This is a genomic window from Massilia sp. ZL223 (assembly GCF_018119395.1).
Taxonomy (GTDB): Bacteria; Pseudomonadota; Gammaproteobacteria; order Burkholderiales; family Burkholderiaceae_D; genus Telluria.
The window spans coordinates 1-12,563 of record NZ_JAGPWD010000048.1 but is presented as its reverse complement, the minus strand read 5'-3'; the positions used below and the strand labels follow the sequence as shown (position 1 = coordinate 12,563).

At 68.5% G+C, this 12,563-nt stretch carries 11 protein-coding genes and 1 pseudogene; 4 read left to right on the top strand and 8 right to left on the bottom strand.

The features are described 5' to 3' along the window. The first annotated feature begins 154 nt into the window (after window positions 1-154). The 3 genes from KBW95_RS22170 (at window position 155) to KBW95_RS22160 (ending at window position 3,366) form a co-directional block, all read left to right on the top strand. Window positions 155-997, top strand: coding sequence for a PEP-CTERM sorting domain-containing protein (locus KBW95_RS22170; RefSeq protein WP_211529360.1), 843 nt, complete (start codon window positions 155-157; stop codon window positions 995-997). Window positions 998-1,124: 127 nt separating this feature from the next. Next, window positions 1,125-2,297: a DNA topoisomerase IB gene (locus KBW95_RS22165; RefSeq protein WP_211529359.1), complete on the top strand. Its 1,173-nt coding sequence runs from the start codon at window positions 1,125-1,127 to the stop codon at window positions 2,295-2,297. Further along, window positions 2,290-3,366: an L-dopachrome tautomerase-related protein gene (locus tag KBW95_RS22160; protein WP_211524383.1), complete on the top strand. Its 1,077-nt coding sequence runs from the start codon at window positions 2,290-2,292 to the stop codon at window positions 3,364-3,366. Before KBW95_RS22165 ends, KBW95_RS22160 begins: the two co-directional genes overlap by 8 nt. Window positions 3,367-3,372: 6 nt before the next feature. Here the strand turns inward: KBW95_RS22160 and KBW95_RS22155 are convergent, their stop codons facing one another. Beyond that, the gene (locus KBW95_RS22155; RefSeq protein ID WP_211524384.1) at window positions 3,373-4,119 is read right to left on the bottom strand and encodes a GAF domain-containing protein; all 747 of its coding nucleotides are present in this window, start codon (window positions 4,117-4,119) and stop codon (window positions 3,373-3,375) included. Between the two features lie 195 nt (window positions 4,120-4,314). Here KBW95_RS22155 and KBW95_RS24835 point away from each other — a divergent pair, with 195 nt between their 5' ends. Beyond that, window positions 4,315-5,904 carry a methyl-accepting chemotaxis protein gene (locus tag KBW95_RS24835; RefSeq protein WP_211529358.1) on the top strand — a complete coding sequence of 530 codons (1,590 nt, stop codon included), beginning with the start codon at window positions 4,315-4,317 and terminating at the stop codon, window positions 5,902-5,904. Between the two features lie 71 nt (window positions 5,905-5,975). Here KBW95_RS24835 and pncB read toward each other — a convergent pair whose 3' ends face one another. From pncB to KBW95_RS22115, 7 genes and pseudogenes are all read right to left on the bottom strand, one after another. After that, window positions 5,976-7,163: a nicotinate phosphoribosyltransferase gene (gene pncB / locus KBW95_RS22145; protein ID WP_211524386.1), complete on the bottom strand. Its 1,188-nt coding sequence runs from the start codon at window positions 7,161-7,163 to the stop codon at window positions 5,976-5,978. A gap of 14 nt (window positions 7,164-7,177) precedes the next feature. After that, a complete protein-coding gene (locus KBW95_RS22140; RefSeq protein ID WP_211524387.1) occupies window positions 7,178-7,681 on the bottom strand; it encodes an SET domain-containing protein in 504 nt (167 codons plus the stop codon). A gap of 118 nt (window positions 7,682-7,799) precedes the next feature. Then, on the bottom strand, window positions 7,800-9,482 hold the full coding sequence (locus KBW95_RS22135; RefSeq protein ID WP_211524388.1) for an AMP-binding protein: 1,683 nt from the start codon (window positions 9,480-9,482) through the stop codon (window positions 7,800-7,802). A 226-nt stretch (window positions 9,483-9,708) separates the two neighbouring features. Further along, on the bottom strand, window positions 9,709-11,376 hold the full coding sequence (locus KBW95_RS22130) for a 4Fe-4S binding protein (RefSeq protein ID WP_211529357.1): 1,668 nt from the start codon (window positions 11,374-11,376) through the stop codon (window positions 9,709-9,711). Continuing rightward, window positions 11,373-11,897 (bottom strand): DUF3306 domain-containing protein, encoded by a 525-nt coding sequence (locus tag KBW95_RS22125; protein ID WP_211529356.1) that lies wholly within the window; start codon window positions 11,895-11,897, stop codon window positions 11,373-11,375. Before KBW95_RS22125 ends, KBW95_RS22130 begins: the two co-directional genes overlap by 4 nt. After that, complete coding sequence (locus KBW95_RS22120; protein ID WP_211524391.1) at window positions 11,894-12,334, bottom strand: DUF3305 domain-containing protein; 441 nt, start codon at window positions 12,332-12,334, stop codon at window positions 11,894-11,896. The genes KBW95_RS22125 and KBW95_RS22120 overlap by 4 nt, the downstream gene beginning before the upstream one ends. A 16-nt stretch (window positions 12,335-12,350) precedes the next feature. After that, window positions 12,351-12,563 (bottom strand): annotated as a pseudogene (locus tag KBW95_RS22115) (hypothetical protein); the annotation flags it as partial.

The window sequence follows — 12,563 nt, the reverse complement described above, 5'->3', positions numbered from 1 at the left end:
AAGATGTAACACCTATTCTTCTCGGATAGATCTCGTCCGCGAACCACGAAGATTGATCAAAATCAAAGAGATGGGTCTGGGCGTCAGGTAGGTGGCATGGGGCTTGCTAGGTACATACATGGCAAGCCCCCAAACGCCTACCAAAGGACGCTCCATGAAAAACCGCATCGCCTTCCTGCTCGCCGGCGCAGCCCTCAGCTGCGGCGCCCACGCCGCTCCCGCGACAGCGCTTCCACCCGGTCCTGCATACCTGAAGTACTCGGGCCAGGAGCAGATTGCCATCAACGGCGCCAGCACCTGGACCGACGGGAAGGAGATCAATTGGGGCGTCTTCATCATGACGACCATGGAAGAAGGCAGCGTTAACACGCCGCACGACCAAATCGACCCGACCGGCGACATCTTCTTCGTCAACGGCTTGAGCGGGGGCCAGGTGACTGGCATGTTCTACGGAATCGAACGCGGCACGCCCTCGGCCACCAATCCCTTCCCGGCCACCCGGGGCTACATGGACCTGTACTGGCGCGACCTGTCGACCATGAGCAAGACCACGCTGGCCGCCAGCGTCACCGGCGTGCGCTGCGGGTACAGCTGCGCCAACGGCTATACCCAGGGCACCTTCCTCGCCCGCCTGTTCTTCGACACCGGCATGGATGTCGGCAACCCGCTCAACACCATCGTCGGCACTACCGTCCCGAGCAGCAATGGTTTCTCGGGCCAGGCCGATTCCTACGCCTCGGTCGACATGTCGGCGCAAGGGCTGTGGAGCTACCACCTGAATTCGAATTACTTCCACACCGCGCTCGGTGCGCGCGACCTGCGCTTCAAGAACAGCTACAACTACAACCGCCGCTGGAACGGCGGCACGGATGTCCTGGGCGCGCGCGTGGACGATCCGGGCCAGGCCTATGTACTGCCGGAACCGGGGGCGCTGCCGCTGATGGGCCTGGCCCTGCTGGGCATGGGCGCGGCGCTGCGCCGCCGCCAGCGCGGCTGAGCGCGGGCGCCGGCCGGCGCCTGCTACTCAAACGCCCAGGCACACGCGCGCAAGGTTACTTCGCGAACGGTCCGATCCATATTCCCGGCGTAGCATCGCCGGGAATTCATCAGATCCGGACCTTGTCATGCTCATCGATTCCCCCGGCGACATCGCCACCGCCCTTGCCGACCCGCCCGCCGCCGCGCGCGCCGCCGGCCTGCGCTACGTACACGACGACAAGCCCGGCATCCGGCGCGAGCCGCGCGCCGACGGCTTCCGCTACCTCGACGCCAAGGGCGAGCCGGTCGAGGACGAGGCAACCCTGGCGCGCATCAAGTCGCTGGTCATCCCGCCGGCCTGGACCGAGGTCTGGATCTGTCCGCAAGCCAACGGCCACCTGCAGGCCACCGGCCGCGACGCCAAGGGACGCAAGCAATACCGCTACCACCCGAAGTGGCGCGCGACCCGCGACGAGGTCAAGTACGAGCGCATGCTCAAGTTCGGCCAGGCCCTGCCCGCCATCCGCGCCGAGGTCGATCGCGCCCTCGGCCTGCCGGGCTTGCCGCGCGAAAAAGTGCTGGCCACCATCGTCTACCTGCTCGAAGCGACCATGATGCGCGTTGGAAACGAGGAATACGCGCGCACCAACAAGTCCTTCGGCCTGACCACCCTGCGCAACCGCCACGTGAAGGTGGACGGCAGCGAAGTCGAGTTCCGCTTCCGCGGCAAGAGCGGGGTCTATCACAAGGTCAAGGTGCAGGACCGGCGCCTGGCGCGCATCATCGCGCGCGCCCGCGACCTGCCTGGACAGGAACTGTTCCAGTACGTGGACGACGAAGGCGAAACCCACAGCATCGATTCCAGCGACGTCAACGACTACCTGCGCAGCATCACCGGCGAGGAATACACGGCCAAGGATTTCCGCACCTGGTCGGGCACGGTGCTGGCGGCGCTGGCGCTGCAGGAGTTCGAGAAGTTCGACTCCGAAGCCCAGGCCAAGAAGAACATCGTGCGCGCCATCGAATCGGTGGCGGAAAAGCTCGGCAATACGCCCTCGATCTGCCGCAAGTGCTATGTCCACCCGGCCGTGCTGGACGCCTACCTCGAGGGCACGGTGCTGGAAGTGCTGCGCGAACGCACCGAGCAGGAGCTGAGCGAGGACCTGCACGCGCTGCAGCCGGAGGAAGCGGCGGTGGTGGCCATGCTGCAGCAGCGCCTGCGCCATGAGCAGGAAGAAGAACAGAAGCGCGCCGCGGCCCCGAAGCCGCCGGCCAACCGGTCCCGCAACACCAACGCGCGAAAGGAACAGCATGCCTGACACCACCCAGCCATGGACGATCGAACAGGTCGCCCGCTTCGAGCACCAGGTCACCGGCGTCTCCGTCTCGGAAGACGGCCGCATCTTCGTCAACTTCCCGCGCTGGACCGAGGACAGCGCCGTCTCGGTGGCGGAACTGAACAAGGACGGCACCCTGCGTCCCTACCCCGACGGCCGCTGGAACGCCTGGCGCAACGCGCGCAAGGACGAGCTGGCGCCGGAAGAACACTGGGTATGCGTGCAGAGCGTGGTCGCGGACGGGCGCGGCAGCCTGTGGGTGCTGGACCCGGCGGCGCCGGCCCAGGCCCACCTGGTGGCGGGCGGCGCCAAGCTGGTGCGCATCGAACTGGCGAGCGACAAGGCGGTCCAGACCATCGCTTTCGGCGAGGACGCGGCGCCCCAGGGCTCCTACCTGAACGACGTGCGCTTCTCGAACGACGGCCGGCATGCCTTCATCACCGATTCGGGCGTGGTGGGCGCGATCCTGGTGGTCGAGATCGCCAGCGGCAAGACGGTGCGCCTGCTCGACGGCCATCCGTCGACCCAGATGAAGAAGGGCCTGAACGTCAGCGCCGACGGCAAAGAGCTGCGCCGCCCGGACGGGCGCGGGGTGGAATTCTCGGCCGACGGCATCGCCCTGTCCGACGACGGCGCCTGGCTGTACTGGCAGGCAATCAAGGGCGACACGCTGTACCGGATTCCCACCGCGGTCCTGACCGGCGAGGGCATGCACGGCGCGGACGTGGGCGGCAAGGTCGAGGACTACGGGCGCAACGGGGTCTCGGACGGCCTGTTGATCCCGCGCGGAACCAACGAGATGCTGCTGTCCGCCGTCGAAGAAGATGCCGTGAAGCTGCGCGACCTCGGCCAGGGACCGGGCGGGCAAGCGCGCATCGTGGTGCAGGACGCGCGCCTGCGCTGGCCCGATACCTTCACCCAGGGGCCGGACGGCGCGCTCTACGTGACCACCTCGCACATCCAGGACTCGGCTTTCTTCAAGCCGGACGCACCACCCGCCCTGCCGACCGAGCTGTGGCGGCTGGCGCCGCCGGCAAGCACCTCGGGCTGAAGCGAATCAGGCCTGCCTGCCCTGGATTTCCTGGGACGCGATCTCGGCCAGGTCGCGCAGCGCCTGCAGCTCGGCCGCGCGCAGCCTGCGCGGCTCGCGGTCGATCACGCACAGGGTTCCCATCGGCAAGCCGTCGCGGTCGCGCACCGGCACGCCCGCATAGAAACGGATATGCGGCTGGGCCAGCACCAGGGGATTCTCGCGGAAGCGTTCGTCCGCCGTCGCGTCTTCGACGGTGAACGGTCCGTCGTGGAGGATGGCGTGGGAGCAGAAGGCCCATTCGCGCGGGGTCTGGCGGGCCTCCAGCCCCACCCTGGCCTTGAACCACTGGCGCTTCGCGGTCAGCAGCGAGACCAGGGCGATCGGCGAATCCGTGACGATCGCGGCAAGGCGCGCGATGCGGTCGAAGCGTTCTTCCTCCGCGCTGTCGATCAAGCCGGTGCCGGCCAGGGCCAGCAGGCGCCGCGCCTCGCCCGGACCGGTGGGAAAGGCTTCGCCTCCCTGCAGCAGGAATTCCGGCTCCACGGCTGCGAGCGGCTGCTCCACGCCGAGCAGCGCCGAGGCCGGGCCCGCCCTGGCCAGCAGCGCCTCGATCGCGCTGCGGCGGGTGCGGCGGTGGCCGCCGGGAGTCTTCCAGGAGGCGATGGCGCCGCTCTCCATCCATAGCTGGACGGTGCTGGTGGCTACCCCAAGCATCTGGGCGGCGGCAGTCGTGGTGAGGACCGGGTCCTCGTCGGTCGGGATGTTCTGCATGATTGGGCCTGCGTGACTGTTCAGTATAGCCGATTTGACGATACGGCTGAGCTTGCCCTCCGTGAGCGCCTTAGCTGATGTAAATATCACTCAAATTCATCAAATTACATTGCCATGTGGAAATGATCAATGCATAATTGACGCGTTTTCATCAATGACCCAATCCTCGTCATTCCCCTGAACCCGCCCATTATCATGACTTTTTTTCAACATGGGAGTCTCGCCACCCGGCTGTACTCCGCGTTCGCCCTGATCCTATCCGTCACCCTGATGCTGGCGGCCTTCGCCATCACGCGCGTGAACAGCATCGAAGGCGCCCTTCAGGCCGCCGATGCGGTCCGCAACGCCGAGCTCGAGCCCCTGTATGCGGCGCGCGAGGCGCTCGCCCAGACCGGCATGGCGGCCCGCAACGCCTACATCTTCAAGGACGACGCCGCGGCGCAGCAGGAACTGGCGCTGGTCGACGCGCGCAAGGCCGATTACCTGGCCGCGCTGGCGCGCCTCGATCCCCTCCTCAAGGACGACGCGCAATACGCGAAGGTCAAGACCGGCATGCTGGCCATGGCCGGCGCGCTGGAGCGCCCGCGCGCCTACCGCGCCGCGCAGGACATGGAGGGCTACGGCCGCTTCCTGGCGGAGGAATGCAATCCCCTGCGCCGCCAGATCGTGGCCGACATCGGCGACCTGCTCGCCAAGCTGCAGGCGCGCACGGCGGCGGCCAGCACGGCCGCCAATGCCGAGGCGGCCCAGACGCGCGGCCTGATCACGGCCGCCAGCGCCCTGGCGGTCCTCCTGTGCATCGTGGTCGGCCTGGCGCTGACGCGCAGCTTGCTCGGGCAGCTGGGCGGCGAGCCGGCCTACGCCGCCGGAGTGGCCCGCGCCATCGCGGGCGGCGAGCTGCACCGCCCCGTCGACACGGCGCGCGCCGGTCCGTCCAGCCTGCTGTTCGCGATGAGCGCCATGCGCGACGGCCTGAGCGGCATCGTCGCCCGGGTGCGGGCCGGCACCGACGCCATCGAGGCAGCGTCGTCGGAAATCGCCTCCGGCAACCTGGAGCTGTCGAAGCGCACTGAGCTCCAGGCCGAGGCCCTGGCCCAGGTGGCCAGCTCGATGACCCAGCTGATCGGCTCGGTGCGCCAGAACGCCGCCGACGCGGCCCAGGCCAGCGCGCTGGCGGAGAACGCCTCGACGATGTCGGTCCAGGGTGGCGCCGCGGTCGGCCAGGTGGTCGAGACCATGCACCTGATCGAGGCCTCGTCGCGCAAGATCGTCGACATCATCGCCGTGATCGACGGCATCGCCTTCCAGACCAACATCCTGGCCCTGAACGCGGCGGTCGAAGCCGCCCGCGCCGGCGAGCAGGGCCGCGGCTTCGCCGTGGTCGCCAGCGAAGTGCGCAACCTGGCGCACCGCTCGGCCGCCGCCGCGAAGGAGGTCAAGGCGCTGATCGAGGATTCGGTGGCCAAGGTCGGCGCCGGCACGGCGCTGGTCGGCGAAGCCGGCGACACGATCCGCAAGGTGGTCGATGGCGTGCACCGGGTCAGCGACATCATGGGCGGCATCACGGCCGCGTCGGAAGCCCAGCGCGCCGACATCGAGCGCGTCGACGGGGCCATCGCGCGCCTCGACGACATGACGCTCAAGAACGCCTCGCTGGTCGAGGAAGCCGCCGCCGCGGCGCAGTCGCTGCGCACCCAGGCGGCCGAGCTGGCGGCGGTCGTGCATACCTTCCAGCTCGAGGATGCGGGCAATGCGCCGCGCCGCGTGCTCGGCCTGGGCGGCTAGATCGCCTCGGTCCGCCGCGCTCCCGCTGCGACCAGGGTCAAGCCGCACTCACAGCGTCCGGACGTCCCGGTTCACTTTTCCGGGTGGTCGAACACCTGCCGCAGGTAAGCGATGAAGGTCGCATCGGTACATTGCGATTTCCCCGGCTCATCGGAAAGCTTGGCCACCGCCTGGCCATTGCAGCGCACCAGCTTCATCACGATGTTGATTGCCGGATATGGCGTGTCGTTGGTGAGCTTGGTGCCGATGCCGAAGCCGGTCATCACGCGGTCGGCGAAGTGCCGGTACAGGTGCAGGGCCTTGGGCACCGTGAGCGCATCTGAGAACACCAGGCGCTTGGTGCGCGCGTCGATGCGCAGCCGGGCGTAGTGCGCCAGCGCCTTCTCGCCCCAGGCGACCGGGTCGCCGGAGTCGTGGCGCAGGCCGTCGAACAGCTTGGCGAAGTACAGGTCGAAGTCGCTGAGGAAGGCGTCCATCCCGACCACGTCGGTCAGCGCCGTACCCAGGTCGCCCCGGTATTCCTGCACCCAGTCCTCCAGCGCCATCTTCTGGAAGTCGCGCAGGCGCACGCCGAAGGCCTGGTGGGCCTGCAGGTATTCGTGGGCCATGGTCCCGATCGGCACCAGGTTGTACTTGCGCGCCAGGTAGACGTTCGAGGTGCCCTTGAAATACTGCGGCAGCTCGCGCGCCAGGGTCGCCACCACTTCGTCGTGCCACTCGCCGGAGAAACGGCGGCGCACGCCGAAGTCGAAGAACTCGAAGGGATTGGCGCGCGCCGGCTCCTGGCCGAAGGCGCGGAACTCGTCGATCTTCTGCTGCAGCCTGAGCCGCGCTTCCGTCACGGCCGCCTGCTGGTCGAAGCGCCGGAAGTACAGCTCGTTGACGATGTAGAGCACGAAGATCTCGAAGCCCATCACGTGCACGATCGGCCCGCTGGCGCGGATGCGCAGGTGCGGACCGTCGGTCTCGACGTGGATGAACTTGCGCTGGAAGCGGAACAGGGTCAGGAAGTCGGCGAAGTCGCTCTTGATGAAGCGCAGCGAGCGCAGGTACTCCACCTCCTCCTCGCTGAACATCATCGAGCACAGGTGATCGAGCTCGGCCTCGACCTCGTCCTTCAGCTCGGCCAGCGGATAGGCCGGCTCGTTGCGGCAGCGGAACTCGTATTCGCCGTGGGCGCCGGGGTGGCTGTGCAGCAGCGCCTGCCACATCGTGAATTTGTACAGGTCTGTTTCGAGCAGGCTGCGGACGACATGCATGAAAGGGACTCCGGTCAGGCGGTGGCGGATTGCTTGCCGCGGCTGCGGCGCTTGGGCGCCAGCATGGTGCCGGTGCAGCCGGGCGTGCCGCAGCGGCAGGCGAACTGCTTCTTGAGCTTGGCCGTGTGCGGCTCGTCGTAGATCAGCGCGTAGTTGTAGTTCAGCTCTTCGCCGGCCTCGATGTCGCGCATGGCGTGGATATACACCCGCCCCTCGTCTTCGAAGGCTTCGCAATTCGGCGTGCAGGCGTGGTTGATCCAGCGCGCGTCGTTGCCGCGCCGGCCGCCGTCGATCACCCGGCCGTCCGCCAGGCTGAAATAAAAGGTGTGGTTGACCGGGCCACCAGCCTCGGCGGCGCGCTCGGTCGCCTCATCCCAGGTGATGCGCTCGCCGCGGTATTCGATGATGCGCTCGCCGGCCGCGATCGGCTTGAGGGCGAACACGCCGTTGCCGTGGACGGGAGACTTGCGTACTTCATAGACCGGATCGGCCTTGGTGGATCGCTTCTTGGTGGTCATCGATAGGCTGCCGGTAGAGATTGCGGCGCCCGCAGGCGCCGCAACAAGTTGTCAAAACGTCGAAGGCATTATGAAGCCAATCGTCCCGTGCGTGCCACACGCACGGGACAGGCGCGCATCAGTTTCCGCAGTCCTCTTCGCGATACTCCATGCCGGTCTGCTGCTGGGCCGCGCCGCGGCCGGCTTCCTCCTTGCGCAGCTCGACGCGGCGGATCTTGCCGGAGATGGTCTTGGGCAGTTCGCGGAATTCGATGCGGCGGATGCGCTTGTAGGGCGCCAGGCGTTCGCGGGTGAAGGCGAACAGCGCGGCGGCCAGCTCGCGGCTCGGGACCACGCCCTGGCGCAGGGTGACGAAGGCCTTGGGCACCGACAGGCGCACGGGATCGGGACTCGGGACGATGGCCGCCTCCAGCACGCTCTCGTGTTCGATCAGCACGCTCTCCAGCTCGAAGGGGCTGATGCGGTAGTCCGAGGACTTGAACACGTCGTCGTTGCGACCCACGTAGAAATAGTAGCCGTCGGCGTCGACGGTGGCGGTGTCGCCCGTGTGGTAGTAGCCGGCCCGCATCACGTCCGCCGTCTTGGCCTCGTCGCCCTCGTAGCACAGCATCAGGCCGATGGGTGCGGCGTCCAGCTTCACCGAGATCTCGCCCTCTTGCGCCGGCTGGTCGTCGATGTCGAGCAGCGCCACCTGGTAGCCCGGCAGCGGGCGGCCCATCGAACCCGGCTTGATCGGCTGGCCGGGCGAATTGCCGATCTGGCAGGTGGTCTCGGACTGGCCGAAGCCGTCGCGGATGCGGATGCCCCAGGCGCGCTCGACCTGCTCGATGACTTCCGGATTGAGCGGCTCGCCCGCGCCCACCAGCTCGCGCAGCGGCGGCTTCCAGGCCGCCAGGTCTTCCTTGATCATCATGCGCCACACGGTGGGCGGCGCGCACAGCGAGGTGACGCCGCAGCGCACGATGGTGTCCAGCGAGGCCTTGGCCGAGAAACGCTCGTAGTTGTAGACGAATACGGTGGCGCCGGCGTTCCAGGGCGCGAAGAAGCAGCTCCAGGCGTGCTTGGCCCAGCCCGGCGAAGAGATGTTCCAGTGGACGTCGCCCGGCTGCAGGCCGATCCAGTACATGGTCGACAGGTGGCCCACCGGATAGCTCTGGTGGCTGTGCAGCACCAGCTTGGGCTTGGCCGTGGTGCCGGAGGTGAAGTACAGCAGCAGCGGGTCGGTGGCCCGGGTCTCGCCTTCGGGCGTGAACACGGACAGCACCGAGCGGCTGTCCTCGAAGTCGCGCCAGCCTTCCAGCGCGCCGCCGACGGCGATGCGGGTGTAGTTGCCCTCCAGGCCGTCGAACTTGTGGGCCTCGGACGCCTGGGCGACCACGTGGCTGACGCGGCCGCGCTCCAGGCGGTCGGCCAGGTCGGCGCCCGAGACCAGCATCGTGGTCGGCACCAGCACGGCGCCGAGCTTGATCCCGGCCAGCATGATTTCCCACAGCTCGACCCGGTTGGGCAGCATCAGCAGCACGCGGTCGCCGCGCCGCACGCCGCACAGGCGCAGGTACTCGGCCACCTGGTTCGAGCGCGCGGCCATGTCGGCGAAGGAGATCTTCTGCTCGCTGCCGTCTTCCTCGACCACCCACAGCGCCGGCGTGTGGTTGTCCCTGGCCTGGTGGTCGAAGTAGTCGAGCGCCCAGTTGAAGCTGTCGAGCTGGGGCCGCTGGTAGCCGCGGTAGGCGGTCTCGTAGTCGCTGCGGTGCTGCTGGAGGAAATCGCGCGCCTGCACGAAGCGCTGGGTTGGCGTCATGGTGTCTCCTGGTCACTGGCGTTGGACTGCAGGGCATGCTCGCGGGCGCTGCCCTTTCTTGACCATTTTGCCATTGTTTCGGCGGGTGTGGGGTGATGACTCTCGGCAGTACGGCTGAGGACGCTTCTTTGGCCTGCTGCGTCAATACGTCGCCCCCGGGACTCGGCGTCCTCCTCGGCCGGGACGACGGTGTTGAAGCTGGCGACTAGCGGCCAGGCCGCCGGCATTAGTCGCGCTTGAGCACCGTGACGCGCATCTCGTCGCGCGGCTCCATCATGTCGATCACGCGGCAGTCGCCGCACATGCGCAGGCGGTCGAGGTTGGCCGAGAAGGCCGGGTGCGCGGCCAGGCGGCCAAGCATGTTCTCGACCATTTGCAGGGTCCCGAAAGGCTTGCTGCAGCGGATGCAGTGGAAAGGCTGGGACTCGTTGAGCACCACCGCCTGCATGCGGGTCTCGCCGAAGCGCATGCGCGGCACCAGGGTGATCGCGTTTTCCGGGCAGGTGCTGGCGCACAGCCCGCATTGCACGCAGTTCTTCTCGATGAAGCGCAGCTGCGGCAGGCCCTGCCCGTCCTGCAGGGCCGAGGCCGGGCAGGCGCCGACGCAGGACATGCACAGGCTGCAGGCCTGGCGGTCGACCGCGACCGCGCCGAAGGGCGCTCCCGGCGGCAGCGGCACGATATCCGCTTGCAGCGGCGCGTGGCGGTGCAGGTGCTCGAGCGCGTAGTCGAGGGTGTTGCGCTTGTCGGCCGCCAGGTGGAACACGGCCGGCTCGCGCGGGGCCTCGCCGCGCGGCGCGTGGCGCAGCGCCAGCGCCAGCTCGTCCGGCGCGTCGATGCGCAGCAGCTGGAAGTGCGGGCCGGCATAGCCCAGTCCGTCCACCACCGCCTGCGCCACCGCCATTTGCTGGTCGAGCGCTGCCACGTATTGCGGCGCATGCTCGCCGGTCATCAGCACCGCCACGCCTGAAGCGCCATAGGCCAGCGCCGCCAGCCAGACGTCGATGCCGGTGGCGGCCGCATGGTGCAGGCGCAAGCCCAGGATGCGGCCGGGCGCCTCGGCACCGAGTTGCGCCAGCAGCGCCTCGCCCCGTCCTCCGTCATGGAGCAGCAGCACCGGCTCCTCGCCTCCCGCCTCGCGGAAGGCGCGCAGGGCCGCCTGGATGCGCTTGCCGGTCAGCTGGGCCGGCGGATAGGCATAGGTGATCGCGCCGGTCGGGCACACCGTGCTGCAGGCCCCGCAGCCCGCGCACAGGTAAGGGTTGACCTTGATCTTGTCGCCATCCCCGACGATGGCCTGGGCCGAGCAGATGTCGACGCAGGCGTTGCAGCCCTGGCGGCCGTTGCGGCTGTGCGCGCACACCCGTTCCTTGTAGTTGAAGTATTTGGGCTTTTCGAAATCGCCCACCATGTCCAGCAGCTCGCCCGCCGCGGCGGCGCGTGCGCTTTCATCCTCGCCCGGCGCGTAATAGCCGTGCGGGCGCTGGTGGCTGGGGATCAGGCGCGCCGGGCACAGGTCGAGCACCAGGTCGAAGGTCCCCTTGCCCAGCGGCTGCCCGGCCGCCTGCCAGCGCGCCTCGAAGGCGCCGAGCCAGCCGGCCACGGCGACGGTGCGCGCCACGTGCACCGGGTAGGCCGGCGCCGCGCCCGGCGGCGGTTCGTCGAGCACGATGGCGGTCACCGGCAAGGCGGCGGCCAGCCGGTCGGCCCAGGGCAAGGCCTGGGCGGCGGTTCCCACCACCAGCACGCGGCCGGCCGAGCGGTAGTCGACCGTGATCGCGGGCTCGAAGGCGGGAAAGGCGTCGAGGGCCGCGTGCGCGGCCTGGCGCGCCAGCACATCTCGCTGGTTGCGCACGGGGTCGGCGGAGGCCCCGTCGTTGAGTCGAATATTCATGCGTTCCCTTGTGCGTTCTCTTGTGGAATCCCTGATTGCTCCGGCGGCGACTGCTGCAGTTCCGGCACGGCTTGGCCGCCGTCGTCGCTTGCCTCTTCGTCCTGCTCTTCGTCATCGAGCACGCGCGCCAGCGCGCTGTCCGCGTGACGCAACTCGGCGAGCATGTCGGCCGCCAGCGGCGAGGCTTTGTTGTAATCGTCGATGTAGATGTCGAGGCCGTCCATCGCCTTGAAGTGCGGGTCGGAGAACAGCTTCTTGAGCGCCAGGCGCTGCACCGCCTTGTCGACGCCCTGGGCCACGAAGCCGGAATAGTCGGACTCGAAGCTGAGGGTGGCGACGTCTTCCAGCGTCGGCAAGGGCCTCGCCGTCTCCGCTTGTGCGCCCGGAGCCGCATCCACTGCTTGCGGCAGGGAGGGAGCGGGCGGCGGGGCAGGAGCCGGCGCTGCGGGTTCGCCCCCCGTCGATTTCAGCCGCGACCAGCGGCGCAGGAAGCCTTCTTCGGCCATGGGCTTGCCGCTCATCCGTGCTGCCGTCCCTTGCGAGGGCGCGGCGTGTAGTTCTTGCGCAGGTAGTCGGCGAGCCAGGCGTAGATCTCGGCCGGCATGGTCACGCCGTCGGCGTCCTCGCCGGAGTCGAACATGCGCGTGCCCTCCATGTAGCTGACCGAGGCGCGCACCGGGATGGCCTTGCCCTCCTCCATGCGCCACAGCACGAACACCTTGGACTCGGGCGCCATGCAATTCTCGTAGTAGCCGTCGTTCTCGTCGGTGTACAGCTCCAGTTCCAGCCCCGAGACCAGGTAGTAGTCGCGGTCCGGGCTTTCGCTCAGCACCTGCAGGCGCGGCAGGTCGCCGCGGTCCGGCACCACGCCGACCGCCGCCCAGGCGTCGTCGGCCCAGCGGTGCTGCGGCGCGCGGCGCTGCATGATGATCGCGATCGGCATGCTTCCCATTTTCATGACCGGCGGGCCTCCTTCATTTCTTGTTTGCCGTCTCCGGCGTGCTCTTCCTGTCGAGGGCGGGCGCGGTGCCGGCCGGGACCGGCTTCGAGGGCGCCTTCTTGACGTCGGTGCTGGGTGCGGCGGTGCCCAGCTTTTCGCTCTTGACCGGAACGTTGGCGGCCTGCAGCGCCTGCGGGCTGCGCGGCGCGGCGCCGGTCGCCGGTGCGGCGCCTGGTGTCCCCGGGAC